Origin of the sequence: Streptomyces sp. NPDC057939, from assembly GCF_042887545.1 — a bacterium.
Classification (GTDB): Bacteria; Actinomycetota; Actinomycetes; order Streptomycetales; family Streptomycetaceae; genus Streptomyces.
The window spans coordinates 1-26,571 of the sequence record NZ_JBHVPG010000078.1; the positions used below are offsets into that span (position 1 = coordinate 1).

The following is a 26,571-nucleotide window of genomic DNA, read 5'->3' on the forward strand; positions in this document are numbered from 1 at the left end:
GTCGCCCGCAGCCTCCCTGGGTGACCGGGGTCCGCTCGGAGCGGACCAGGGGCGGCGGGCCCGGCCCGTGCGCCGCGGGCCGCAGCGGTGGGGAGGGCGCGGCGGTTGGGGGCGACACGTCGACCGGCGCGGGCGCCGGGGCGCCGGCCCCGGCGGCGCGGCGGGGCCGCCACTTGCCGCCCGCGGAGAGCAGCGGGGTGAGCGCGGCCGCGACGGGCTCGGAGATCCGGCCCTCCTCCAGCCGGCGCCGGAGCATCTCGCGCAGCTCGAAGACGTAGGCCTCGGCGCGGGCGATGAGCGGCTCGAACCAGGGCAGCGCCAGCATGATCAGGAGGCCGGCGGTCCAGCCGAGCAGGACGTCGGAGACCCAGTGGGTGCCGAGGTACACGGTGGTGGCCCCGACGCTCAGCGAGACCACCGCGGACACGATGGACAGCACCCGCCGGGTGACCGTGGTGGAAGCCAGGTAGGCCAGGATTCCCCAGGTCACGACGGCATTGGCGGTGTGGCCGGAAGGAAATATATCGCCGCCCGCGAAGAGCTCGGCGGAGCCGATCCGGGTGGCGTAGTGGGGGCCGAGCCGGCCGAGGCCGAGCTTGACGGCGCCGACGGTGATGTTCAGCAGCAGCAGGGCCACGCCGAGCGTGATCAACGGGCGCAGCGTGTGCTGGCGCCAGGAGCGCCAGCCGAGCCAGGCCGCGACCATCACCGCGGTGGGCCCGCGCTGGCCGAGTACGACGAGGTAGTCGAGGAAGGCGTGCAACTGCGGCCACTGCTCGTAGGGCCGGAAGAACATGATCTGCCAGTCCAGCCGGACGAGCCAGGACGTCATCAGCACCGCCACGACGATCGCCAGGTAGAACGCGAGGGTCGAGGCGAGGAGCACGACGCGGTGCCGGCTCATCCGCGGAGTTTGCAGATGAGCCGGTCGCTCTGGTTCCCGGTCCAGCCGGGCGAACACCGGCTCCAGACGGGTCAGCAATTGGTCGGTACGCACTCAATCGACGTTACCGCGCGTCGAAGGGCAGCCCGGTCGAATCGCGGGCTTTGTGATGACCATGTGATGTGGAGTGCGTCTCACGCAGTACTTAATTCCCGTTATTGTGGCTCCGGTTGGAACTCCCGGGATTCAACTCCCGCGACTCCGGCGGCGTAATTATCTGCATACTTACCCGACCCTTATTGCCGCTGGTCAATTCCTTTGCCCAATCATGGATTGGAATGATCCGTTCCGTGATCGCGTCCTGCGGGGCGGCCCGCCGGCCGTCCGGCGGCGGTCCTACGGAGGTCCCGACCCGTTGAGCCAGAAGGCTCCGTACACCGCCGAGCACGCGGCCAGCACGCCCAGCACCGCCGCCGCCCGCCGCGTCCCCCACCGGCCGAGGGCCGCCGCCACCGGCAGCAGCAGCGGGAACGCCGGCAGCAGGAGCCGGGGCTTGGAACCGAAGTACCCGGAGGCGCACAGCGCCAGCGCCACGACGATCCCGCAGTACACGAGCAACACGGCGGGCTGCCCCTGCCGGACGCACGACCGGTACAGCCACAGCACCAGCAGCACTCCGGCGATCAGTCCCACGCCGGCGAGGAACGCGGAGGAGGCGAGCCGCTCCCCGATGAACCGGGCGAAGGCCCAGCCCCCGTCGAAGCCGTTGCCCCACCCGGCCTGCACGTCCAGGTACCCCAGCAGCCCGCCGCCGGTGCGGTGCCCCACCCACAGCACGTACGCGGCCGCCCCCAGCGGAGCCAGCAGCACCCCGGCGGCCGTCCGCCAGGACCCTTCGCCTCGACGCCACGCCAGGGCGGCCCCCACCCACAGGGCCGCGACGACGGCGGCGCCGACCGGGCGGGTCAGCCCGGCGCCCGCCGCGAGCAGGCCGGCCGTGATCCAGTGCCCGCGCAGCACCCCGTACAGCGCCCAGGCGGCCAGCGCCGTGAACAGGGCCTCGCTGTACGCCATGGACTGCACGACGGCTACGGGCAGCGCCGCCCAGAGCGCCACCGCGAGGATCCCGGCCCTGCGCCCGAGGAGCAGGTCGGCCACCGCGAAGATCCCCCAGGCGGCGGCGAACCCCGCCACCACCGAGACGACCAGCCCCGCCGACCCGTACGAGAGCCCCGTGACGGCCGCCACCAGCCGCTCCAGCCAGGGCAGGAGAGGGAAGAACGCCAGGTTGGAGTGGACGTCCCCGTTCGGCAGGGCCACCTCGTACCCGTACCCCTCGGCGGCGATCCGGGCGTACCACAGCGAATCCCAGCGGGCCGAGAGCAGCTTGTGGGGACTGCTGCCCGCCACCGCCCCCCAGCCGGCGAGGACGGCGAGGCCGAGCAGGCGGACGGCCGCGAAAGCGGCCAGCGCGGGGGCGACCCGCCGCAGCGGGGAGAGCCCGGGGGGCGCGTCGGTCGCATCGTTCTCGGGGGTCACGGGCGTGTCGTTCACACGGACAGTCTCGCGGGCCCGGCTCCCGGCGCCCTCCCCGCCCGGCCGCATCCGCCGGCCGGAACCACGGATGGTGAACGGGCGTGTACCCGGAGGAAAGGGGGGATCGGACGGAGTGGCGCACACCACAGGCCGGCCGTCGCCGAGGTGAGAGCTTGACCACGTGTCGGACACGCGAACTCGCGTACGCTGACCGTTCACTCGCGTGTCGATGCCGGACCCCGTTGGACGCCGCAAGCGCACCACCCGCGGCGGGCCGACGACGCAGGTCCGCCGAGTGTGAGGGATCACCTGGGAGGTACATGCATGTCGGGCACGCACATGACCGGCGACAGGACCCTCTCCTTCCGGCAGCGGCTCAGCGCGGCCTCGGGCGGGGCGAACCGCTGGTTGGTCCTCGCGGTCCTGTGCGTCAGCCTCGTGCTCGTCGCGCTCGACGCGACGATCCTGCACGTGGCCGTCCCCGCGGTCACGGAGGACCTGCGCCCCGGCGCGATCGAGCTCCTGTGGATCGTCGACGCCTACCCCCTGGTCTGCGCCGCGCTCCTGATCCTCTTCGGCACCCTCGGTGACCGCGTCGGCCGCCGCCGGATCCTGCTCCTCGGCTACGCGCTCTTCGGCGTCGCCTCCGCCATCGCCGCCTTCGCCGACAGCGCCCAGGTCCTGATCGCCGCGCGCGCACTGCTCGGCATCGGCGGCGCGATGATCATGCCGGCCACGCTGTCGATCCTGCGCCAGGTCTTCCCCGACCGGCGCGAGCGGGCGCTGGCCATCGGCATCTGGACCGCCGTCGCGGCGATCGGCGCGGCCGGCGGACCCGTGCTCGGCGGATTCCTCGTCCAGCACTTCTGGTGGGGCTCCGTCTTCCTGATCAACATTCCGCTGATGGCGCTGATCCTGCCGCTCGGCCGCTGGCTGCTGCCCGAGTCCAAGGGCTCCGCCGACGGCCCCTGGGACGTCCTGGGCGCGCTGATGGCCGCCGCCGGCGTGCTCGGCTCGGTGCTCGGCGTCAAGCGGATCGGCGCGGAGCGACACCTCGCCGACCCCGGGGCACTGGTCCCGCTGGCCGTCGGCGTGGCCCTGCTCATCCTCTTCGTGCGCCGCCAGAAGCGGCGCGAGCACCCGCTGATCGACATGCGGATGTTCTCCCGGGCCGCGTTCTCCACGTCCGTCGGCTGCATCGTGCTGGCCATGCTCGCGCTGGTCGGCCTCGAACTGATCGCGGTCCAGTACCTCCAGCTGGTGCTGCACCTCAGTCCGCTGGAGACCGGCCTGCGGCTGCTGCCGCTCACCTTCGCCGCCATGGCCGCAGGCGCCACCGGCTCGTACACCCTCCAGCGGGTCGGCCCCCGCACGATGGTCTCGCTGGGCTTCGTGCTCACCGCCGCCGCCGTCCTGCTGCTGACGCTCATGGGCCAGCAGGACCGGCCCGTCCTGCTGACCGTCGGCTTCATCCTGCTCGGCTTCGGCCTCCAGACCACCCTGTTCGCCGCCTACGAGTCCATGCTGAGCGAGGCCCCGTCGGCCACCGCCGGCGGCGCGGCCTCCATAGGCGAGACCTCGTACCAGCTCGGCGCGGGCATGGGCATCGCCCTGCTCGGCAGCGTGATGAACGCCGCCTACGCGCCCGGCCTCCACGGGGTCCCCGGCGTCTCCGCCACCGACTCGGCGGGAGCCGCGCACTCCCTCGGCGAGGCCTACCAGATCGCGGCCCGGCTCGGCGGTCCGGCGGGGGAGTCGCTGTACGCCGCGGCCCGGCACTCGTTCGTGCACGGACTGCACGTCACCCTCGTCGTCAGTGCCGCCCTGCTGCTGGCGGGCGCCGTCATGGCGCTGAAGCTGCCGCGCACCATGGACAACACCGAGCCGGTCGACGACGCCGAAACCGGAGCGGAGCGGTCCGTACGTCTGCCCGCGCAGTCGACGGCCCCGGGCGGGTCCGCCGGCGCGCGGATCCCCGGCCCGGCCACGTCCGACCGCGACCCGGCCGTCGGCGGGCGGCCCGGCCGCACCGCCTGACGGCACGCCCCCGGAAAGCCGGGGGTGGACCCGGGGCCCGACCGGCGACAAACTTGCACTGCTAGGTTTCGCCCACGTGCCTGCCGGGAGGCCCCTCTTGTCCGCCTCGTCTGCGTCCTCAGTGCCGAGGACCCCCTTCGTCCCCACCGATCCGCTCGGCCTCGACGAGCTGCTCGGCCCCGAGGACCTCGCCGTCCGCGACACCGTCCGCTCCTGGGCCGCCGACCGGGTCCTGCCGCACATCGCGCAGTGGTACGAGGACGGCGAGCTCCCCGGCATCCGCGAGCTCGCCCGCGAACTCGGTTCCATCGGCGCCCTCGGCATGTCCCTGGAGGGGTACGGGTGCGCCGGCGCCAGCGCCGTCCAGTACGGCCTGGCCTGCCTGGAACTGGAGGCCGCCGACTCCGGGATCCGCTCGCTGGTCTCCGTGCAGGGTTCACTGGCCATGTACGCGATCTGGAAGTACGGGTCCGAGGAGCAGAAGCAGCGCTGGCTGCCCGGAATGGCGGCCGGTGAGCTGATCGGCTGCTTCGGACTGACCGAACCCGACGTGGGCTCCGACCCCGCGGCCATGCGCACGTACGCGAAGCGGGACGGCACCGACTGGGTGCTGAACGGTCGCAAGATGTGGATCACCAACGGATCGGTGGCCGCCGTCGCCGTGGTCTGGGCGCAGACCGACGAGGGGATCCGCGGTTTCGCCGTACCCACGGACGCGGCCGGTTTCTCCGCTCCGGAGATCAAGCACAAGTGGTCCCTGCGGGCCTCGGTGACCAGCGAACTCGTCATGGACGACGTACGTCTGCCCGCGGACGCGGTGCTCCCCGGCGTCACCGGGCTCAAGGGACCGCTGGGCTGCCTCAGTCACGCGCGGTACGGGATCGTCTGGGGTTCCATGGGCGCGGCGCGCGCCAGCTTCGAGTCCGCGCTCGACTACGCGAGGACGCGGGAGCAGTTCGGCCGGCCGATCGGCGGGTTCCAGCTCACCCAGGCCAAGCTCGCGGACATGGCACTGGAACTCCACAAGGGCATCCTGCTCGCCCACCACCTGGGGCGACGCATGGACGCGGGCACGCTGCGGCCGGAGCAGATCAGTTTCGGCAAGCTCAACAACGTCCGCGAGGCCATCGATATCTGTCGGACCGCGCGGACCATCCTGGGTGCCAACGGGATCTCGCTCGAATATCCCGTGATGAGGCACGCCACCAACCTCGAATCGGTGCTCACCTACGAGGGCACCGTGGAAATGCACCAGCTGGTGCTGGGCAAGGCGCTCACCGGGCTCGACGCCTTCCGGTGAGGGCCCCGCTCAGCTCTGGTTGAAGAAGTCGCGCGAGCGGCCGCCCGCCTCACCGTTGACGATCTGGGTGTCGGCCGGGGTCAGGAGGAAGACCCTGGTCGCCACCCGCTCGATCGAACCGCGCAGCCCGAAGGTCAGGCCCGCCGCGAAGTCGACGACCCGCTTCGCGTCGCCCGGGTCCATCGACGACAGGTTCACGATGACCGGGACGCCCTCGCGGAACAGCTCGCCGATGCCGCGGGCGTCACGGAAGCCGTCCGGCGTCACGGTCGCGATCCGCCGGCCCTGCTCGACGGCCGACTCCGAGGCGACCTTCACGCGGGGATCGGTGACCCACTGGTCGCCGGGGCCGGAGACCGAGCCCTGCTGGCGCTCCACCGCCTCCGCGTAGTCGTCGTCGTAGTACCGCTCGTCGTCGCTGTCCTCAACGAGACCCAACCAGGCACTCGCCTTGCGTACCGAACCCATGGACGCCTCCTTTCACCGTGGCCAGTCTGTCTTCTTCCCCGTTGCCCCTATGGTCGTCCATGATGCTGACAACGCGCCAAGTGGATAGTCGCCGCGCAGGGGTTTCGTGACGGGACTGGTGCAGAACATCCGTTGCACGGTCAAGGATTCCGGGCGGCTGCCGCTGCTGTCTGAGTGAAAATACGACCGCTGCCGCCGTCCGGGTGAGCCCTTGGGGCGTACGGGTGAACGACCTGGCTGGATACCATGCCCGGGAAGAGTGCGGATCACACACGGGGGAAGCGGATTGTTCGGCATTGTCAGACCTTGCACGCACCGGCTCGGCGAGCGGTTCAAAACGGAGTGGATGGCCCATCTTTGTGGGCTCTGTCTGGCACTTCGTGGTGACCACGGACAGTTCGCACGCATCGTCACCAACTACGACGGGCTGCTCGTCTCCGTTCTGACGGAGGCTCAGTCGGGTCCGCTGCCCGGCGCCAGGCGCACGGCGGGCCCCTGCCCGCTGCGCGGCATGCGGACCGCTGCGGTGGCGAACGGCGAGGGGGCGCGGCTCGCGGCCGCCGTCTCGCTCGTACTGGCGTCCGCGAAGGTGCGCGACCACGTGGCCGACCGGGACGGGCTGTTGGCCCGCGCCCCGATCGCCCTCGCCGCGCGCAAGGTGGCCCGCGGCTGGGACCGGGCGGGCGCCCGCACCGGCGCCTCGCTCGGCTTCGACACGGCGGTCCTCGTCGACGCGGTGGACCGGCAGGGCGGCATCGAGACCCTGGCCGGGCTCGGCACCTCCGTGCTGGTGGTGACCGAGCCGACGGAGACCGCGACGGCGGCCGCGTTCGCGCATACCGCCATCCTCGCCGGGCGGCCAGGCAACGGATCCGCGCTCGCCGAGGCCGGCCGGTACTTCGGGCGGCTCGCGCACCTGCTGGACGCCGTCGAGGACCGGGCCGCCGACGCCGCCGCGGGCGCCTGGAACCCCCTCACCGCGACCGGGACCTCCCTGGCCGAGGCCCGCCGGCTGTGCGACGACGCGCTGCACGGGATACGGCTGTCGCTGGACGAGGTCGAGTTCGCCGACTCGGGGCTCGCGCACCGGCTGCTGGTGCACGAACTGCGCACCTCGGTCGACCGGGCCTTCGGGACCGGCACCTGCCGGCACGGCGTGGAGAACGCCGCGGGCCCCGGTCCCGGGCAGCCCCAGGGCGGCCCGTACGGCCAGGGCGGGCCCTACGCGGGCGGCCCGTACTCGGGCGGCCCGTACGGCCAGGGCGGTCCGTACGGCGGCGCGGGCGGCAACCCGTACGGGCAGCAGCCCGCGCCCGGCGGGCCGGTCGGGCCGCCGCCGGCGGGCCCCGGCGGCCCGTGGGGGCCGGGCGGCGGTGGCGGTCACGGCGGTCACGGTGGCGGTGGCGGTCACGGCGGCCCCTCCGGGCAGAAGCCGCGCCGCGGATTGCTGGCGGGCTGCGCCGTGGCCATCGGGCTGTTCTGCACCTGCCAGATCTGCTGCACCGAGCACGAGGGACCTTGGTCGCGCAAGAAGCGTGACCCGTGGTGCGACGCCTGCGAATGCTGCGACTGCTGCCGACCGAACTCCTCGCCCACGGGCGGCTCGGGCGGCGGGAGCGGTGGCAGCGGCGGCGACGGCGGGTGCTGCGACTGCAACTGCTGCGGGTGCGACTGCTGACGACCTGTCGGCCCGGCGACGCCGGGGCGAACCCTTCCTGAGGCCGCGTCAGTTCCCTTGGACCCGGACGGAGTACCGGGGGATTCCCGCCCCGGCCCGTGTGGAAGGGGTGAGCGGCATGAGTGACGACGACGCCGCCGCGGCCCGGCGGGAGTGGCACGAGCGCCGGACGGCCGCCGTTTCCGGGCCCCACGGCCCCCCGGCGGCGACCGGTTCCCACCGGCTCCCCGAGGCGGGGACCGGGCACCCGGAAGGTCGAATTCCGGCCGTTCCGGGACGCCGGCGCCCCACCGGCGGCGGCGTTCCGTCGAGCGTCGTGGCCGGGGACGGCCGCGCTCCCGACGGTGACCCCTTCGCGGGGGAAGTCGTCCGCGTCGCCGACGGGGGCGGGCCCGCCGGGTCCCGGATCTCCGCCGGCGACGTACGGCTCGTCGTGATCCGCCGGGAGGGGGAGCGGGCCGTACGCGCCCGCGACCCCGACCCGCCCGCCCGGCGGGCCTTCGCCGGGATCGGGGCCGCCGCCCACGCCCCCGTGCCCGCGCCGCCCGGTCGCTTCGCGCCGTGCGGCGCGGAAAGGACCGTCCAGGTGGCGAACGCAGACGGGCGCGGGCGCGGCCCCGGACCCAGGGGCGGGTCGATGTTCCCGTACGAGGGGGGTCCGTCCGCCCGGCAGGTGTCCGGTGGCGGTGACGACCGCCGTCCCCGGGCCGTTTCCGGGGGCGTCGCCGGCGGTCGCGCCGGCCGCCGCTCCCGTTTCCCGCGGCCCGGGATCCCGGCCGCCGACGGGAGTGCGGCCGGCGACCTCGACCGGGCTCCGCTCCCGCCGCGCGCCTTCTCCGAACACTTCGTCCGCCCCTTCCCGCTCCCGGGCAACACCCGGCCCTTCGCGGGCGGGGCGGGCGGTCGGAGGCCGAAAGACGCCCTTGTCGCCTGAATCCGACGCCATGACACTCCCGTCAGCGTCATTCGGCGGACTTGTCAGGGGCACGGCGAAAGTGTGCGGGGTGCGACCCCACCCGCACGCCCTGCCCCCACCGCCGCTCACGGGCTCCGGCACCCCCACGACCGCCGGGCCCCCGACCCCCTTCCGGGAGGACGTGCAGTGAGGATCAACCGCATCACCCGTGTCAGGCTGCTCGCGGTGGCCACCGGCCTGGCCGCCGTAGGAGTACTCGCCGCCCCCACGACCGCCGGCGCCGCCGCGCCCGAACCCACCGACAACGGCTTCAGCGCAGCCCGCCTCGCCGCCGCCGAGGCCTCCGTCCTGCGGGCCGACGTCGCGGGCACCGCATGGCACACCGACACCGCCACCGGCACCCTCGTCGTCACCGCCGACTCCACCGTCAGCGCCGCCGACCTGGCCAGACTCCGTCGCGAGGCCGGATCCGACGCCCGCGCCCTGCGCATCGAACGCACCCCGGGCAAGCTGACCAAGCTCGCCTCCGGCGGCGACGCCATCTACGCCTCCAGCTGGCGCTGCTCCCTCGGCTTCAACGTGCGCAGCGGCAGCAACTACTACGCCCTCACCGCCGGTCACTGCACCGACGGCGCCGGCACCTGGTGGACCAACTCCGCCAAGACCAACGTGCTCGGCTCCACCACCGGCTCCAGCTTCCCGACCAACGACTACGGCCTGATCAAGTACGCGAGCAACTCGCCCGTCCCGCCCGGCACCGTCGGCAGCCAGGACATCACCAGCGCGATCAACGCCACCGTCAACCTGTCCGTCACCCGGCGCGGCTCCACCACCGGCATCCACAGCGGCAAGGTCACCGGCCTCAACGCCACCGTCAACTACGGCGGCGGCGACGTGGTCTACGGCATGATCAAGACCAACGTCTGCGCCGAACCCGGTGACAGCGGCGGCCCGCTCTACTCCGGCACCCGCGCGGTCGGCCTCACCTCCGGCGGCAGCGGCAACTGCTCCTCGGGCGGTACCACCTACTTCCAGCCCGTCGTGGAAGCCCTGAACGCCTACGGGGTCAGCGTCTACTGACCCACGCGCCCCCGTCGCGCCCCTGGACGTCCTCCCGCCTTCTGGGAGGATGTCCAGGTGCCCGTGTCCTTGGGGGAGGCAGGTTTGCCGCATGCAGGTTTCCACATGAAGCGCATCGGCGTGACCGGACACCGGGCGATCCCGACCGAGGCGCTCGGACACGTCCGGGACGGCCTGCGAGCGGTGCTGGCGGAACACGAGGGGCCCCTGGAGGCGCTCTCCAGCCTCGCCGACGGAGCCGACCAGCTCTTCGCCGACATCGCCCTGGAACGCGGGGCCGACCTCACCGTCGTGATCCCCAGCGGCGACTACGAGGAGACCTTCGACGACGCGGACGCCCTCGCCGGCTACCGGCGCCTGCGCCTGCGCGCCACCCAGGAGGTCCGGATGGCCTTCCCCCGCTCCACCGACGAGGCCTACTACGCCGCCGGCACCTGGATCGCCGACTCCTGCGACCGACTCGTCGCCGTCTGGGACGGCCTGCCCGCCCGCGGGCACGGCGGCACCGCCGAGATCGTCGCCTACGCCCGGGCCCTCGGCAAACCCGTCACCGTCATCTGGCGCGAGGGCGTGGCCCGGGACTGAGCCGCGCGACCCCGCCCCGGACCGCGCCTCAACTGCTGTGCCGTGCCAACCAGTCGGTGTGCTGCGGGGACACGTACCGCTCCGTCTCGTACACGCTGGACGGCCACTGCGCCTCGGTGATCGTCGTCTGCATCACGACCATCATCGCCGACAGGTCCTGCTCGATCAGGGTGTGCGCCTCGATCAGCGGATGGTGGCGCCGCACCTCGTTCCACGCGATCCCGGCCGCCGCCGCCGCGCTCAACAGCGCCGTCAGCCGCGGCCCCGGACCCGAGCCCAACGCCCCGAAGAGGGCGAACAGCAGGGCGAGGCAGGTCAGCAGCACGATCGTCCACGACCACACCCTGGTCGCCCGCCGCGACACCTCCGTCCTGCGCCGGTACCAGGTGCGCTGCTCGATCAACCGGTCCCGCACGTACGTCTCCCGACGGACCTGGTAGTCCATCCCGCGCAGCCGCTGCATCGCCCCCGTGATCTCGGCGCCCTCCGGCACCGGACCCGAGGCCCGCGGATCCTGCCAGCCCATCTTGCGGAGTTCGGCCAGACCCGCCTCCAGCCGCGTGCGGTACACGGCCTCCACCTCCTCGGTCTCCTTGCCGAACGGCGCCCCGTGCACGGCGTACCGCCAGGCCAGCGACTTGATGAACTCGGCCGCGCTGCGGTTCAGCTGCCACTGCGGCCGGGCCCGCCGCCGCGTCGCCCGCACGCCCACGGCCAGCACCCCCGCGTACGCCAGCGTGCTCAGCGCCCCGAACAGGTGCAGCGGACCCGCGGCGGGCCCGGCCGGAAGGGCGGCGGCCCCCGCGGCCGCGACCAGCAGCAGCAGCTGCGCGCGCGTGGCCTTCACGGACTCCCGCTGCCGGGAGATCGCCGCCTGATCGGTGTGGTGGAAGAGGGCCGGCAGGTCCTCGTTGCGAAAGGTCATGCTGTCGGTCACAGCGCCCCCCTGCTGTCGGGTGGCGGACGGCGGGGGCCCCGCGGCCGCGGAGCCCCCGCCGCCCTCCGTCGGATCACACGGCGAGCGGCTCCAGGTCCCGGTGGACCCGCCGCTCGTCACGGGCGTACCGGGTCAGACCGTGGTCCTCCCCGAGCAGCCGGGTCAGCTCGGCCACCGCCTCCGCCCGTACCCGGGCCGCCTCCTCCTTGCGGCCCATCATGTCCAGGCTCACCGCCATGTTCGACGCGCTCGCCAGGGTCTCCGGGTGGTGCGCCCCCAAGGCCTCGCGCAGACGCAGCACCGAGAGCCGCTCCAGCTCCAGGGCGCCCTCCGGATCACCGAGGTCCGCCCGCGCGTTCGCCAGGTTGAGGTGGGCGAAGATGGTGTGCGGGTGGTTGTCGCCCAGTACGTCGCGCATGTGCCGGATCGTCAGCCGCAGCATCGACTCGGCCGTCTCCGCCGCCCCCGTGCCCCAGTGGAAGACCGCCAGGTTGTTGGCCGCGGCCAGGGTGTACGGGTGCCGCTCGCCGGGCACCTTCATGTACTCGTCCACCACCTCCTGCGCCAGGTCCCGGGCCGCGCCCGGGTCACCCGTCGCGAACAGGTCGGCGGCCAGGTTCAGCTCGCAGGCCAGCAGGTCCGGGTTGACCGAGGTGTACTTGGCCCGGTACCGGGCCCGGGTCGCGGTCGTCAGCCGCAGCGCGTCCTCCAGCTCGCCCGCCCGCCGCAGCGACACCGCCAGGTTCTTCGCCGCCGACAGCGTCCCCGGGAAGGCCCGGCCCAGCTGTCGCTTGTAGATCTCGTACGTCCGGCCCAGCAATTGCACCGAGTCCTCGTACCGGCCCACCTCGCGCAGGTCCCGGGCCAGGTTCTGCGCCGAGGACAGGGTGTACGGGTGGTCCGTGCCCAACACCTCCGTGCGCCGGTCGAAGACCTCCTGGTCGATCTCCCGGGCCCGCGCGTACTGCCCGATCATGCGCAGGTTCAGCGCCAGGTTGTTCGCGGCCGCCAGGGTGCGCGGGTGCGCCTCGTGGAAGATCTGCCCGAACCCCTCGTGCGCCGCCGTCGCCAGCTCCATCGCCTCCCCGTACCGGCCGAGCGCGCCCAGGTCCATCGCCAGGCCGCTGGTCGTCATGTACGTGTGCGGGTGCGAGGGGCCCAACGCCGTCCGCTGCCGTTCCAGCGTCACCTCGTCGAGTTCCTTCGCCTCCACGAAACGACCCTGCGACCGCAGGATGTTCGACAGGTGGAAGCGCAGGTACAGGTACTGGAGGTCGTCGTTGCCGAGGGTCTCCTTCCAGGTGTCGCGCAGCTCCTCGCCCAGCGCGTACGCGGCCTTGAAGTCACCGCGCTTCCACAGGTACCGGACCCGGTCGATCAGCAGCCGGCGCGTCTCCGGCTCCTTGCAGAACCGGGCCTCCGACGGGCTCAGGTGCGGCCAGATGGTGTTGAACCGCGGCCACGTCTCCGGATTGTCTATCGGCTCGTCGTCGTCGGGCCGGGCACCCGCCAGGATCCGGTGCACCGCGTGCCGCGCCTCCCGCTGCTCCTCCTCCGTCAACTGCGCCCGGATCACCGCCTGCACGAGGCGGTGCACCTGGATGCTGTTGCTCACCTGGTCGACCTTGGCCATCGCGAACCGGCCGATCTCCCGGATCACCCGGCCGAGCACCAGCTTCTCCTGGAGCGAGGCGTCGTACGGCTTGAGCGCGTCGATCATCTCCTTGCTGTACAGCAGGTTCGCCGAGATCGGCTCCGGCGCGAAGAAGGCGCACAGCTGCAACAGCCGTACCGCGGCGGGGGAGCGGGACTGGAGCCGCTCGATCGACACGTTCCAGGTCGCGGCCACCGGCTCCGGGTAGCCGGGCGGCTGGTTCAACCCGAGCACGCGGGCCGCCTGTTGGGCCAACTGCTCCAGGTACGCGGACACCGGCGTCGCGGTCTCCGCGATCCAGGCGCCCGCCTGCTCCACGGCCAACGGCAGGTCGCCGACGGCGACGGCCACCTGCTCGGCGTCGTCCTTGGACAGGCCCGGGGCCCGGCGCTGGAGGTGCTCGATGGACTCCTCGCGCAGGAACACGTCCACCGGCAGGGCGTCCCCGTACTGCGACCAGGACTGGTTGCGGGAGGTCACCAGGACGTGCCCCGGGCCGCCCGGCGGGAAGAACCGCTTGAGCGTCTCGGGGTCGTCCGCGTTGTCGAAGACGAGCAGCCAGCGCGCCGACGGAACCCCGCGGCGGAGCAGGTCGATCGCCTCCTGGGACGCCGCGGACATGTCCTCGCCGGTCTGCGCGCCGAGCCGCACCGCCAGCTCCGCGAGGGCCGCGACGACGTCGTCGGTCTGCTCCGAGGAGATCCACCAGACCAGGTCGTAGTCGGCCATGAACCGGTGGACGTACTCCAACGCGACCTGCGTCTTGCCGACGCCGCCGAGCCCGTACAGGGTCTGCGGCTGCGGCAGCACCACGGCCATGCCGCCGCCCAGTTGGTCGCGCATCCGCTCCAGGACGATGCTGCGGCCGGTGAAGCCGGGGTTGCGGGGCGGCGCGTTCCAGATCTTCGGGACGGTCCCCGGGAAGCGGGGCCCCGGGTGGGAGGCGCCGGCGACGCCGTCCGGCAGTGCCATCGGCCGCTCCAGGGCCCGCAGCAGGGCGGTCGCCGCGTGGACCTCGTCGAGGCGGAACAGGTCCACCGGGTTGCGGTCGATGTACGGCGTCGCGAGGCGTACGTCGCCCACCCGCAGCGGCACCAACTGCCGCCGGCCCCCCGTCGGGTCCTCGGCGGCGGCCCGGTTCCACACGTCGACCGCCCGCGCCGACTTGAGGTAGGCGCTGGAGAGCAGCACCACGGTCCGGGCCGCCGTGTCGACGCCGATGCCCGTCCCGCCCAGGGTGTCGCCGGCGCCGGCCGCGGCGGGGGCGGGGGCCCGCTCGGCGGACACGTCCCGGGGGACGACCCGGAAACCGGCCCGGGTGAGTACGGACTCGATCCAGTCGGCCCACATCCGGTTCTCGGCGACGTAGGACAGGAACAGGTCGGCGGGCAGGGCCGGGCGCCGCCGGGTGAAGGCGTCCCTGATGCGCAGCCGGACCTCCTCGCCCACGGCCGGCATGGAGGTGACGTCGCCCTCGGTGACCACCGTGGTGAGCCGCTCGAAGGCCGAGAGCAGCGAGTTGGTGAGCCCGGCCTCGTCGCCGAAGGTGGCCAGGGTCTCCTCGTAGGCGTAGTAGGGGCGGTAGGGGATCTCCACCGCTCCCCAGTACGAGGTGAGTTCGTCGCCCAGGAGGCCGTTCGGGAAGCGGTCGAACTTGATCCGGGCCAGGGCGCGGCCCGCGTCGGCCTTCTCCTTCTCGCCCTCGTCGATGCGCATGGGCACCGGGTAGATCTTGATGCCCCGGTCGTTGAAGCGTTCGTCGATCTGCCGGGCGACGGAGGCGGCGCCGTCCATGGACTGGTCGGAGAGGGTGAAGCAGTCGACCAGCACGTCGGGGAGGTGGACGGTGCAGATGTCGGCGATGTCGGACAGTCCGGTGCGGCTGTCGATCAGGACGTAGTCGTAGTTCCGCTTCATGTCCGCGCGTAAGGCGTCGAAGAAGAGGCCGCCGCCGAGCCGGTCGTAGAAGTTGTCCCAGTCGAAGGTGGAGACGGTCGCCGAGTACTCGCGGTTCTGCCGGCCCGCCGAGACGAAGTCGAGGGTGCCGCCGTCGGGGAACTCCCAGCCCAGGTTCTCCGGGGTGAGGGAGACGGCGTGCGGCTGGATGCGGGCGTAGTCCTTGTGCCAGTCGTCGGGCCGCTGCACCGGGCTGGTGGCGGCCCACGCGTACTCGCTGATCAGGTCGATGACCCCGGTCGTGGCCCCGAGCGTGGAGGGGTCCAGGAAGGGGTGGAAGAAGCGGTGCAGGCCGGGGGCCTCCAGGTCCCAGTCGACGGCGAGCACCCGCTTGCCGTTCGCGGCGAGGATCCAGGCGGTGTTCGCCAGCGCCATGGTCCGGCCGGTGCCGCCCTTGTACGAATAGAAGGTGACGATGCGTCCGTCTCGGTTGTCACGACTCGCTGTCATCCGCGTCCCCCCGGTCGGTGTCGTGTGGGTCGTCGTGTCCTGCGCGTCCTTCGTGTCCTTCGGGTCCGTGCCGCCCCCCGGGCCGCCCGTGGGCGTCCGGCGGGAAGGGGGCGGGCGGCGGCAGGGGCGGGCCGGCCATCCCCATCGGACCCAGCAGTCGCGGGCGTTCGGTGGGGGTGCTCCCGGCCGGGAGGTACACCTGCGCGTGTCTGAGGAACTGCTGGGCGGCGGCCTCGACCACCTGCGGCAGGATCTGGCCGAGGGTCTCGATGTTGGCCACCCCGTTCGCGGCGGCCCGGCAGGCGGCCCGTCCCTGGCCCATCTTGACGGGCAGGGTCTCCTCCAGCCGCCGGGCCAGCTCGGCCTCCTTGGCCCGGCCCTGGTGGTCGTAGCGGTTCCAGGGCACGACCACGTTGATCCACGGCCGGGACTCCTGGTCGAAGGCGGCCAGGCGCCGGCGACGGTGCTCGTCCTCCACCGCCCAGCGGTCGACGATGAGGATCTCCGGCCGGGTCGGCGGCTGCTTGCTGTCGAAGTGGCCCGCCTCGTCGTCGAAGGACGACATGGTGGTGCGGTAGTTGAGGTTCTTGACCAGGTCCTCGGCCACGTAGGCGATGGGCCGCTGCGACACCGGGTGGTACGGGTTCCAGTCCAGCGCGCTCTCCCCGTAGTACTCGGGGCTGCGGCCGTCGGGCAGGTCGTGCCGGGAGGCGGCGGCCACGGTCACGTGGAGCGTGCGGGCCGGGCTGCCGGTGGGACCGAAGGCGCTGGGCACCACCCGGTAGTCCAGGGGCCGGACGGGTTCGAGGCGGACGGTCTCGGCCACCCGGACGATCCGCTTGGCCAACTCGTAGACGGCCCGTTCGTACTGCTCGGCGTACCCGCGCAGCTTGATCAGCCCGTACAGCCCGTCGGTGACGTAGCGCTCGCCGAAGGTGTTGTGGTTGAACTGCAACCGCTCGGCCGGGCCGGGCAGTTGTGAGGGCGGGACGGGCACCCACAGCGCGGGCACGATGGCCTCGGCCCGCTCGTTGCTGACCGCGCCGTGCTGGATGGCGCGCTGCGCGAAGGCGAACCACTCCTTCCCGCACATCTCGCTCGCGAAGTAGCGCGGGGAGAACAGCGGGACGAAGACCCGGCAGGTGGCGAGCGCCGCCCCGAGCCGTTCCGACCAGCCCTCCCCGCTGCGTATCTCCCGGTCCATGAAGCCGGCGTCGGATCCGGCGGGCAGATCGGTCAGTGCCATGACGTGGCCGCTGAGATCGCGGAAGAGCCGCTCGACCCACATGTCGGGGTCGGGGCCACCGGCCCCGAACCTCGGTGTATGCGCATAACTGAGAAAAAAATACGGCTGCACTGATGCGGGCACACGACCCCCGTCCCGAAGATGCGAGCGAAGAAACATCATTCCGGAGCTGCTTCGCCACATCCCCTCATCGTTCAGTCAATCAGCGTCTGTTTTCGGTCATCCAGTCCATTGCGTGATCGACGGCATCCGGAATGGAGAAGAGCGTGGCCGGAGCCCCTCCCACCCGCCCCCTGCGCACCCGGGAATCCGGGAATGCGCTGCCGATCACGGCGAAATCACTGTCGTCCAGTGCGACGTCCTCGAAGGTGGTCCACTCTCCCCCCTGCTGACCACCGATTCCCCCCGGAAGGTTCACCTTCACCACACAGTCGTACATGCGCAAGGGGGGCTTCGGAATTCGGTACTCCGCGAGGTGGAAGGCGGTGCAGGCGGAAAAGCCCACATTGATCATCAGTACCTGACCTCCCTCCCAGCACAGCTTTCCCAGGGGCGACTCCTCGCCGAGGTGGTTTTCGAGCCGGTGCCCGGAACACAGGTCGCGCGCGCCCGCGCCGAGCGCGGCGAAGGAGGTCTGCGGATGGTCGCTGCGCGCGGCGCCCGGCGCGGTGCGGACGGCCTCGGCGAATGCGCCCATGCCCTGGCTCGGCGTGCGCTCCGGGTCGAACGCGGGCATCCGGGCACGGAAGGCCCGCACCCCCGGCTCGTCCAACCCGGCGACGCGCGCCCGGTGCGCGGCCGAGGTCAGCGAGTTCTCCGGGGTGAACGTCGGCACCACCAGGGTGCCGTGCGGGCCGAGGAGCCCGATCAGGGCGTCGCGCAGCGTCCCGGCGCGCAGCCCGGTGCCGCCCAGCGCCGCGTGCACCAGCAGCCGCGTGCGGGGACGTACGCCCAGCAGCCGCAGCTGCGCCGCGAGCGTCAGCGGGCCGGGGGTGCGGGGCGTGACGGTGGCGTCGGTGGGTGCGGCGTCGGGGGCCGCGGCGGCTCCGGATCGGGCCGGGGCCGCGGGGGAGGTCACGCGTCGACCGCCTTCAACTCCCAGTGCAGCTCCTCCACCAGCCGCTTGCCGGTCACCGTCAGCTCGGCCGCCCCCGACAGCCGGTCCAGCGCCCGCTGGATGCGGTCCGCGCCGTCCGGCTCGTGGGTGGCCGTGGCCCGCCGGTACGCCTCGACGGCGACCCGCTCGTACACGTCCGCCAGCAGCCGGGACACCGGTACCGGACGCTCCCGCCACGGCGAGGGGTGCTGCCAGGCCCCGTCCAGCGCGTAGAGGTCGGCCACCTCGGTCAGTTCCCGCAGCCGGGCCCGGCGCCCGCCGGTCAGCAGGGCCAGGGCCGTCTCCCGCACCCCGGCGCCGTACGGGACGCCGAGCGCACCGGGCCCGTGCCGCCCGGCCTCGCCCCAGCTGCCGGCCCGCGGCCCGCCGGCCAGCGGGGTCAGCGTGCTCAGCCCGGCGCCCGCGGCCCGGGCGAACCCGGGGACGGTGCGGTGCAGCAGCGCCCGGGCCGCGTCGAGGCGGGCCCGCCACGCGTCGGCCTCCCCGGCGCCGAGGCGGAGCCTGGGCGGGCGGGTGAAGCAGTCGCGGTGCGGATCGAGGTCCTCCAGGGCCACCGGGGCCGCGTCCGGGTCCGGGGACCAGGTCCGTACGGGGAACCAACGGGCGTCGCCCGTGCCCGGGCCGAAGCGGTGCTCGGCGCGGCCGTCCCGGGCGGCGTAGCCCTCGTCCGTGACGCGCAGGGCGGCCGTCCCGTCCGTACCGGGCTCCCCGAGCCGGAGCAGGCCCAGTGTCGGCAGGTACACCTCGCCGTCCCGGTGGACGACCTCGGCGGGCAGGGCGAGCCCGCCCCGCAGCACGGCGGCTGCCGTCAGCGCGGCGAGCCGGCGGGCGGCCCGGGGGCCGTCCGGGCGCGTGTCCCGGGCCGCGTCGAGGGCGGCGAGCACCCAGGTGCGGGTGAACGGGTGGTCCAGTACGGAGTCCAGGGCGTTCGCGCCCGCCTCCCCGGCGGCCTCGACCCCGGACAGCGAATCCCACGCGCGCAGCCATTCGGGGTCGGCGGCGAGGTCCTCGTGCAGCCGGGCCAGCAGGATCCGGGTCAGTTCCGCCTGGGACCGGGCGAGTTCCGCGGGGTCGGCGAGCTCGGGGGCGCTCTCGCGGACCGCGGTCCGTCCCGCCACCCCGTCGACGAGCTCGCGCAGGTCGGAACAGTAGACGGAGGGGTGGTCGAAGCCCGGCCCGTCGGCCGCGTCCTCCCGGTAGCGGTGGGTGTAGAGGCCGCCGCCGCACGAACGTACGACCGGGCAGCGGCGGCACGTGTCGCTGACGCCGGCGAGGCCCAGCTGCCGGGCCCGTACGCCGGGGTGGGCGGCGACCTCGTCGAGGGAGTGGTCGAAGACGTTGAACCCGGTGGCGGCGGCGCCCTCGTAGGCGCTCTTGAGGGAGTCGACCTGCTCCAGGGTGCCGTCGGTCTCCACGACGACGAGGTCGGTCGGCGCGAGCCCGAGGGACTCGGTGAGGCTGGGTCCGCCGCGCAGGGTGGACAGCAGGGACTCGAAGAGCCGTACGGGTACCGGTCGCCCCAGCCGGTCCCAGTGGTCGAAGACCCGCAGCAGCCAGCGCGCGTACGCGTCGGGGGCGCCGTCGGGTCGGGCCGGCGGGGCGGCCCAGGTGGCGTGCGGGAGCAGGAAGTCCACCCGGGGCGGCTCCAGCTCGATCAGCGCGTCCAGGACGGCGACGGGGTCGTTGGCCACGTCGACCGTGCACAACAGGCCCTGGTAGAGCCGGCGGTAGGGCTCGGACCGGAGCAGGTCGACCGCGGCGAGGACCAGCGGGTGGCTCGTACGGCCGTCGGCGAAGCGGCGGTGGCGGTCGTTGGCGGCGCGGTCCCCGTCGAGGGAGATGCCGACCCGGACGTCGTACTCGGCGAAGAGGTCCAGGCAACGGGTGCCGAGCTGGAGCCCGTTGGTGTGGATCCGCAGGTCGAGCGCGGCCGTCCCGGCGAGCGCGCGGGTGAACTCCTCGCACACGAGGCGGAGTCGGGCGGTGCCCGCCAACAGGGGTTCCCCTCCGTGGAGGATCACCGTGACGGAGGGGAGGGCATGGTCACGGGCATGTTCGGCGAGCCGTGACGCGGTCCGGGAAATGACCCCGGGGGAGATCACCTTCGGACGGGCCCGCCAGCTCTGATCTGCGTGTTCGTAGACGTAGCAATGATCACAAGCGAGATCGCATCTGCTGTGAACCTTCAGGACGATCTCGCGAAATGCGATCAGGCCGGTCATTCCGCCAGTCTAGAGCGCGTACTTCCGCGTCAGAGCGCAGAGTTGAAGATCGGTGCCTGGGCGTGACGACCGGATTCCGACGGAAGCACCCGACCGAGCGCCGCGGCGGCGGCAGCGCTGCGGACGTCGATCCGCGCGAGCGGGACGCGGCGGTCCCTGTTCGTGCTGGTCGGGGGGGTTGCGGAAGTGTTCACGACACCGTCCTCGGGGAGGCCATGTGAAATGGGCGGGGAAGACCTCAGCGCGTTGCTGCTGTCAAGCGTGGACTTTACTCGGCCACACCCCAATGGCAACCGAGACATGACGCCTGGTCAAGCGTTCTATGGAAAGCGTGGCGCATTTCTCGGGAAGGGGTATTCGGCCGTTTGCCCCACGGCAAGATCCTTTTCTTTCGGCGCGGCCCCGGAGCGGCGCGGGCGCCCTCCGACGCGGATTCCTCCCGCCGGTCGGCGTCGGCCCGGGCGGGTCGGACCGGCGTCGGCTCAGGCCGGCCGGCGGGCGTCGAGCGGGGGTGCGGGCAGGTCGCGCAGCAGCCAGGTCAGTACGTCGGGCAGCGCGCGCAGCGCCGCGAAGTGCGCGGCGGCCGGGTCGATGCTGGTGGTGGCCCCGGGGATGCGCCTGGCCAGCCAGCGGGAGTGGCCCACGGGGGAGAACACGTCGAGCTCCCCGTGCCACAGGAGCACCGGGCAGCGGATGTCGGCGGGGTCGAAGCCCCAGGGGCCGCTGAAGGCGAGGGCGTCGTCGATCCAGCCCCAGGCGGAGGTGCGCAGGCCCTCGCGGTAGTTGCGCAGCAGCATCGCCCGCAGCCCCGCGTCCGAGACGATCATGCGGTCGTTGTCGGTCAGCTCCCGGCGCAGTTCGTCGAGCAGCCGTCCGGGGTCCCTGCGGATGCCGTCGGCGCGCGGGATCAGCCGGGCGGCCAGTTCCTCGGGGTCGTCGGAGGCGGTGGTGTACTCCCGTACGTTCGAGGCGGCCATTCCCTCGAACCAGTCCAGGTCCTCCGCGTCACGGGGGGCGAGGGGGACCAGGGCGGCGGTGCGGGTGACCCGGTCGGGGAGCAGCGCGGCGCAGGCCAGGGCGCCGGGGGCGCCGCCCGAGCGGCCGGCCACGGTGAAGGTGTCCAGGCCCAGGGCGTCGGCGATGGCGGCGACGTCCTCGGCCACGTCGGCGACGGTGCGGCCCCGTCTGCGGTCGGAGCCGCCGTAGCCGGGTCTGTCGTAGGCGATGAGCTGCGTCCGCCGCTGATAGAGGACCATGCCCCGGGGGGCGGGGCCCAGCCGGCTGCCGGGGGTTCCGTGGAGCAGGAAGACGGGCTTGCCGTCCGGGTCGCCCCAGCGTTCCGTCATCAGGACGCGTCCGTCCGCGGTGCGCACCTCTTGGCGCACGCGCTCCCTCCCTCACATCGGCGCGGGCTGTCGGTCAGGCCGATTGTGCTCTTCCGCCGGGGAACGCGATAGGGCGCACTCCGCGCGAAATTCTTGTGAAAGTTTTCACAAGCGCGCAGAGGTCTTTGGTCCCCGGCCATATCCGCAGGTCGCGAGCGTGCAGGAGGGGGAGTGAACGGGCGTGAACGGTCCTTCGGCCCGCCCGGACAGGGCTTTTTCGGCGCCACCGCTTCCGCTTTCGGGTGTCGAATTGAGACATCAGGAAAAGGTCGAAATGAAGGAGTCCTGCCATGCGGGCCAACGAGATGGTCGACGGACTGGTCCAGGGAGCGCTCGCGGCGCTCGGCCGGTTCGAGTCGTTCAACCAGGAGCAGGTCGACCACATCGTCAAGAAGGCCTCCCTCGCCGCGCTGGGCCGACACGGCGACCTCGCGAAGCTCGCCGTCGAGGAGACCGGACGGGGCCTCTTCGAGGACAAGGCGGTCAAGAACCTCTTCGCCTGCGAGCACGTGGTCAACTCCATGCGCGGCCTGAAGACCGCGGGCGTCATCCGCCGCGACGAGCTGAACGGCATCACCGAGATCGCCGAACCCGTCGGCGTCGTCTGCGCGATGACCCCGGTCACCAACCCGACCTCGACCACGATCTTCAAGGCGCTGATCGCCCTGAAGACCCGCAACCCGATCATCTTCGCCTTCCACCCCTCCGCGCAGAACTGCTCCGCCGAGGCCGCCCGCGTCGTCCGGGACGCGGCCGTCGCCGCCGGCGCCCCGCAGGACTGCGTCCAGTGGGTGACCGTCCCCTCGATGGAGGCCACCGCCGCCCTCATGAACCACCCGGGCGTCTCCACCATCCTGGCCACCGGCGGCAACGCGATGGTCAAGGCCGCCTACTCCTGCGGGAAGCCGGCCCTGGGCGTCGGCGCGGGCAACGTCCCGGCGTACGTCCACAAGAGCGCCAAGCTGGGCCGGGCGATCCACGACATCGTGCTCTCCAAGGCCTTCGACAACGGCATGATCTGCGCCTCCGAACAGGCCGTCATCCTGGACGCGGAGATCTACGAGCAGGGCCTCGCCGAGTTCAAGCGGCTCGGCGCGCACGTGGTGACCGCCGCCGAGAAGACCAAGCTGGAGCAGTTCGTCTTCGGCACGACGGCCCACGCCGCCAACTGCTCGGGCGCCAAGCTCAACGCGGCGGTCGTCGGCCGGTCCCCGGAATGGATCGCCGAGCAGGCGGGGTTCACCGTCCCCGAGGGCACCTCGATCCTCCTCGCCGAATGCGACGAGGTCGGCGAGGGGGAGCCGCTGACCCGCGAGAAGCTCTCCCCGGTACTGGCCGCCCTCAAGGCCTCCGACACCGCGCACGGCCTCGAACTGGCCGCCGCGATGGTCGAGTTCCACGGACTGGGGCACAGCGCCGCCATCCACGCCGAGGACGAGGCCCTCGTCGAGGAGTTCGGCCGCAAGGTCAAGGCGGTCCGCGTCATCGCCAACTCGCCCTCCACCTTCGGCGGCATCGGCGACGTCTACAACGCCTTCCTCCCCTCGCTCACCCTCGGCTGCGGCTCCTACGGCCACAACTCGGTGTCCAACAACGTCACCGCGGTGAACCTGATCAACGTCAAGCGGATCGGACGGCGCAACAACAACATGCAGTGGTTCAAGGTCCCGCCGAAGATCTACTTCGAGCGCAACTCCATCCGCTACCTCGGCGAGATGGAGGGCATCGGCAGGGTCTCGATCGTCACGGACAGGACCATGGTCGAGCTCGGTTTCGTGCAGAAGGTCACCGACATCCTGGGAGCCCGCGAGGGTGCCGTCGCCATCCAGGTCATCGACAACGTCGAACCCAACCCGGAGCTCGACACCGTCCGCGCAGGCGCGGCCATGATGCGCGACTTCCGGCCCGACACGATCATCGGCCTCGGCGGCGGCTCGCCGATGGACGCCGCGAAGATCATGTGGCTGATGTACGAACGACCCGAGGTCGAGTTCGGGGACACCAAGGAGAAGTTCTTCGACGTCCGCAAGCGCGCCTACAAGTTCCCCTCCCTCGGGGAGAAGGCGCGGATGGTCGCCATCCCGACCACCTCCGGCACCGGCTCCGAGGTCACCCCCTTCGCGGTCATCTCCGACCCGGCCGCCGCCCAGAAGTACCCGCTGGCCGACTACGCGCTCACCCCGAACGTCGCCATCGTCGACCCGGTCCTGTCCATGGGGCTGCCGCCCACCGTGACGGCGGACTCCGGCTTCGACGCCCTGACGCACGCCACCGAGGCGTACGTGTCCGCGTACTCCAACGACTACACCGACGGCCTCTGCCTCCAGGCCATCAAGCTGATCTTCGAGAACCTCCAGCGGTGCGTCGTCGACGGGCCGAACGACCCCGAGGCCCGCGAGAAGATGCACAACGCCTCGACGGTCGCGGGCATGGCCTTCGCCAACGCCTTCCTGGGCCTGGTGCACGCCATGGCCCACACCCTGGGCAACACCTTCAAGGTCGCCCACGGTCGGACCAACGCGATCCTGCTGCCCCACGTGATCCGGCACAACGGCACCGTCTCGCACAAGGCCACCCCGTGGCCGAAGGCCGAGGTCTACCGGGCCCCGGAGCGGTTCCAGGAGATCGCCGGGATGCTCGGGCTGCCGGCCGCGACCCCGGCCGAGGGCGTCGAGTCCTACGCCCGGGCCGTCGAGGAACTGCGCACCCGGTGCGGGATCCCCGCCTCCTTCGCGGAGGAGGGCGTGGACGAGGAGGCCTTCGCCCTGGCCCTCCCGGTCCAGGCCATGAACGCCTACGCCGACCAGTGCGCGCCCGCCAACCCGCGGATGCCGATGATCGACGACATGAAGCAGCTCATGCGGCAGGCCTACTACGGCAACGCCGAGGGCGCCCCGGCCGGTGGGCCCGCGGGCGAGCGGGAGTAGCCCGCGCCCACCGCACGAGGGCCCGCCCGGGCCGGCAGGACCCGGGCGGGCCCTTCCGCGTGCCGCCGGGGCAGCCCGCCGGAGCGGGGCGGGACGGCGCGGAGCGGTGCCGGTCTACGCCGGAGGGACCCGGAGCGGGGTCGGGATCAGCAGGGCCGTCGCCGAGCGGGCCCGTTCCAGGGCGGTGGCCCGGTCGGCGCCGCGCTGGCCCAGCACCACGCGGGTGCTCAGCCCGTCCAGCAGGGCGAGCAGCTCCGAGGCCCGGGCGGGCACGTCCAGGGGGGCGAAGCGGCCCTGCTCCACGCCCTTGGCCAGCAGCGCCTCCAGGTCCCGCTGCCAGCCCTCGTCGATCTCCTCCTGGGCGGCCTTCAGCGGCTCGTTCGAGGCGGTGCGGGCCCACAGTTCGATCCACAGGGTCCAGCGGGGGTCGCGCGGGCCGAGCGGCAGGTACAGCTCCACGAAGAGGGTGAGCTTGCGCTGGACGGTGACTCGACGGTTCATCAGTTCTGCGCGCTCCAGGCCCAGTTGGGCCTCACTCCAGCGCAGGGCCTCCAGCAGGAGCCGGTCCTTGCTGCCGAAGTAGTACAGGATGTGGCCGCCGCTGGTGCCGAGCCGCTCGGCGAGCGCGGACATGGTGAGCGAGGCCAGGCCGTCCTCGGCGATCGCCGTCATGGCCTCTTCCAGCATCCGCTCCTGGGCGATCCGCCCGTCGCGCCGCCGTGTCGCTCCCGCCACCGGTCCGCCTTCCTGATCTTCCTGGCCCGACCTTATCCCGGACAGGGTCTTGACGGGGCCGCCGTCCAGCGCGCATCTTGAATGCCATTCAAGAACTTAGAACGTCATTCAAGGTTCGTAGTCGAGTCAGGGGCCCGTCATGAGACAGCAGGAGAGCGTCGACGTCGACGAGGTGTTCCGGGTCGAGACCCACGGGATCGATCCCATCCCCGACGCCGAGCGGCACGGCAGCGCCAAGGACCTCTTCTGGCTCTGGTTCGGCTCCAACCTCACCTTCACCTACGTGATCAACGGCGCCCTCGCCGTGGCCTTCGGCCTGTCCTTCCTGCAGGCCACCGCCGTGGTCGTGATCAGCGGCCTGTCCTTCTTCGCGATCAGCGCCGCCGGCCTCAGCGGCATCCGCACCGGCACCGCCACCCTGGTCATCTCCCGCGCCGCCTTCGGGGTCCGCGGGAACTTCCCCGCCGGGGTGCTGAACTGGGTGGTGAGCATCGGCTACACCATCGTCAACACCGTCGTCGGGACGCTGGCCCTGGAGGTCTTCCTCGCCGAGGTGGGCCTCGGCGGCGGGACCGCGGTCCGCGCCCTGGCGCTCACCGTCACCCTCGCGCTGACCTTCGCCGTCGCCATGTGGGGACACGCCACCGTGCAGTTCGCCGAGCGGTGGATGGCCTACGTGCTGGCCGCCGGGTTCGGCGTCCTGCTGCTCTTCGTGCTGCCCGGCGCCGACACCTCCGCCCCGGCCTCGGCCCCCGGCCTGTCCGGGTGGAGCCTCGCCTTCGTCGTCATGCTCGCAGGACCGTTCTCGTACCTGCCCATGCCCGCCGACTACACCCGCTACCTGCCCCGGACGACCTCGCTGAAGTCGATCACCTGGATGGGCGCGCTGGGCGGCTTCGTCTCCTCCGTGGCCCTGGGCATCGCGGGCGTCGCCGCGGCCACGCAGACCGACATGACCGACGCCGTCGCAGGGGCCGAAAGCCTGCTGCCCGGCTGGTTCCAGCCCCTTTTCCTGGCCCTCGTGCTCGGTGGCTCCGTCACCAACTCGATCATCACGCTCTACTCCTCCAGCCTGAACCTCCAGGTCCTCGGCATCCCCTGGAGCCGCTCCCGCGCCATCGTCATCAGCGCCGCCGTCACCGCCGCGGGCTCCCTGGCGGCCCTCTTCCTCACCGACTTCACCACCTCCCTGCTCTCCTTCCTCTCCCTGTTGATCATCGTGTTCGCGCCCTGGGGCGGGGTCTTCCTCGCCGACATGCTGCTGCGCCGCTGCCACTACGACGCCGAAGCGCTGCACGCCGGAAGCGAGGGCGCCTACTGGTACCGCTCCGGCTACCACCCGGCGGGCCTCGCCGCCCTCCTCGCCGGCATCACCTTCTCCGCCCTGACCTGCGACTCCGCCCTCTGGACCGGGCCGCTGGTGGCCCCGCTCGGCGGCGCCGACCTCACCCTGCTGGGC

19 protein-coding genes are annotated in these 26,571 nt (G+C 72.5%); 8 read left to right on the forward strand and 11 right to left on the reverse strand.

Going from position 1 to position 26,571, the window contains the following annotated elements:
* Both ACFVS6_RS40270 and ACFVS6_RS40275 read right to left on the reverse strand, forming a co-directional pair.
* Positions 1–997 (reverse strand): phosphatase PAP2 family protein (locus ACFVS6_RS40270; RefSeq protein WP_389711508.1); only part of this gene is annotated, 997 nt, incomplete at its 3' end.
* A gap of 282 nt (positions 998–1,279) precedes the next feature.
* Entirely contained in the window at positions 1,280–2,437 is a 1,158-nt protein-coding gene (locus tag ACFVS6_RS40275) for a glycosyltransferase family 39 protein (RefSeq protein ID WP_389711509.1), read from the reverse strand.
* A 306-nt stretch (positions 2,438–2,743) separates the two neighbouring features.
* Between ACFVS6_RS40275 and ACFVS6_RS40280 the strand changes: the two genes are divergently transcribed.
* Together ACFVS6_RS40280 and ACFVS6_RS40285 are read left to right on the forward strand one after the other, a co-directional pair.
* Positions 2,744–4,456, forward strand: a complete 1,713-nt coding sequence (locus ACFVS6_RS40280; protein WP_389711510.1) for an MFS transporter — start codon at positions 2,744–2,746, stop codon at positions 4,454–4,456.
* 97 nt (positions 4,457–4,553) lie between these two features.
* Positions 4,554–5,756: an acyl-CoA dehydrogenase family protein gene (locus tag ACFVS6_RS40285; protein ID WP_389711511.1), complete on the forward strand. Its 1,203-nt coding sequence runs from the start codon at positions 4,554–4,556 to the stop codon at positions 5,754–5,756.
* A gap of 9 nt (positions 5,757–5,765) precedes the next feature.
* Here ACFVS6_RS40285 and ACFVS6_RS40290 read toward each other — a convergent pair whose 3' ends face one another.
* The gene (locus ACFVS6_RS40290; protein WP_281209923.1) at positions 5,766–6,224 is read right to left on the reverse strand and encodes a cell division protein SepF; all 459 of its coding nucleotides are present in this window, start codon (positions 6,222–6,224) and stop codon (positions 5,766–5,768) included.
* 286 nt (positions 6,225–6,510) lie between these two features.
* Here ACFVS6_RS40290 and ACFVS6_RS40295 point away from each other — a divergent pair, with 286 nt between their 5' ends.
* The 4 genes from ACFVS6_RS40295 to ACFVS6_RS40310 all read left to right on the forward strand — a co-directional run bounded on the left by ACFVS6_RS40295 (position 6,511) and on the right by ACFVS6_RS40310 (position 10,483).
* Positions 6,511–7,902: a DUF5685 family protein gene (locus ACFVS6_RS40295; RefSeq protein ID WP_389711512.1), complete on the forward strand. Its 1,392-nt coding sequence runs from the start codon at positions 6,511–6,513 to the stop codon at positions 7,900–7,902.
* 118 nt (positions 7,903–8,020) lie between these two features.
* Positions 8,021–8,836 (forward strand): hypothetical protein, encoded by an 816-nt coding sequence (locus ACFVS6_RS40300; RefSeq protein ID WP_389711513.1) that lies wholly within the window; start codon positions 8,021–8,023, stop codon positions 8,834–8,836.
* Between the two features lie 168 nt (positions 8,837–9,004).
* Positions 9,005–9,898, forward strand: coding sequence for a S1 family peptidase (locus tag ACFVS6_RS40305; RefSeq protein WP_389711514.1), 894 nt, complete (start codon positions 9,005–9,007; stop codon positions 9,896–9,898).
* A gap of 105 nt (positions 9,899–10,003) precedes the next feature.
* Complete coding sequence (locus ACFVS6_RS40310; protein WP_389711515.1) at positions 10,004–10,483, forward strand: hypothetical protein; 480 nt, start codon at positions 10,004–10,006, stop codon at positions 10,481–10,483.
* 28 nt (positions 10,484–10,511) lie between these two features.
* Here ACFVS6_RS40310 and ACFVS6_RS40315 read toward each other — a convergent pair whose 3' ends face one another.
* The 7 genes from ACFVS6_RS40315 to ACFVS6_RS40345 form a co-directional block, all read right to left on the reverse strand.
* On the reverse strand, positions 10,512–11,408 hold the full coding sequence (locus ACFVS6_RS40315; protein ID WP_389711522.1) for a DUF4231 domain-containing protein: 897 nt from the start codon (positions 11,406–11,408) through the stop codon (positions 10,512–10,514).
* A gap of 85 nt (positions 11,409–11,493) precedes the next feature.
* Positions 11,494–15,480, reverse strand: a complete 3,987-nt coding sequence (gene fxsT, locus ACFVS6_RS40320; RefSeq protein ID WP_389711516.1) for an FxSxx-COOH system tetratricopeptide repeat protein — start codon at positions 15,478–15,480, stop codon at positions 11,494–11,496.
* Complete coding sequence (locus ACFVS6_RS40325; RefSeq protein ID WP_389711523.1) at positions 15,464–16,885, reverse strand: TIR-like protein FxsC; 1,422 nt, start codon at positions 16,883–16,885, stop codon at positions 15,464–15,466. Before ACFVS6_RS40325 ends, fxsT begins: the two co-directional genes overlap by 17 nt.
* 43 nt (positions 16,886–16,928) lie before the next feature.
* A complete protein-coding gene (locus ACFVS6_RS40330; RefSeq protein ID WP_389711524.1) occupies positions 16,929–17,708 on the reverse strand; it encodes an aminoglycoside N(3)-acetyltransferase in 780 nt (259 codons plus the stop codon).
* Between the two features lie 92 nt (positions 17,709–17,800).
* Positions 17,801–20,065, reverse strand: coding sequence for a radical SAM/SPASM protein FxsBH, inactivated beta-hydroxylase extension form (fxsBH, locus tag ACFVS6_RS40335; RefSeq protein ID WP_389711517.1), 2,265 nt, complete (start codon positions 20,063–20,065; stop codon positions 17,801–17,803).
* 29 nt (positions 20,066–20,094) lie between these two features.
* Positions 20,095–20,259, reverse strand: a complete 165-nt coding sequence (gene fxsA, locus ACFVS6_RS40340) for an FxSxx-COOH cyclophane-containing RiPP peptide (RefSeq protein ID WP_389711518.1) — start codon at positions 20,257–20,259, stop codon at positions 20,095–20,097.
* Positions 20,260–20,547: 288 nt separating this feature from the next.
* The gene (locus ACFVS6_RS40345; protein ID WP_389711525.1) at positions 20,548–21,411 is read right to left on the reverse strand and encodes an alpha/beta fold hydrolase; all 864 of its coding nucleotides are present in this window, start codon (positions 21,409–21,411) and stop codon (positions 20,548–20,550) included.
* 329 nt (positions 21,412–21,740) lie between these two features.
* On the opposite strand from ACFVS6_RS40345, the gene adhE reads away from it, so the two are divergent.
* Entirely contained in the window at positions 21,741–24,377 is a 2,637-nt protein-coding gene (adhE, locus tag ACFVS6_RS40350; protein WP_389711519.1) for a bifunctional acetaldehyde-CoA/alcohol dehydrogenase, read from the forward strand.
* 114 nt (positions 24,378–24,491) lie between these two features.
* Here the strand turns inward: adhE and ACFVS6_RS40355 are convergent, their stop codons facing one another.
* The gene (locus tag ACFVS6_RS40355; RefSeq protein WP_389711520.1) at positions 24,492–25,112 is read right to left on the reverse strand and encodes a TetR/AcrR family transcriptional regulator; all 621 of its coding nucleotides are present in this window, start codon (positions 25,110–25,112) and stop codon (positions 24,492–24,494) included.
* 139 nt (positions 25,113–25,251) lie between these two features.
* On the opposite strand from ACFVS6_RS40355, the gene ACFVS6_RS40360 reads away from it, so the two are divergent.
* Positions 25,252–26,571 (forward strand): purine-cytosine permease family protein (locus tag ACFVS6_RS40360; RefSeq protein WP_389711521.1); only part of this gene is annotated, 1,320 nt, incomplete at its 3' end.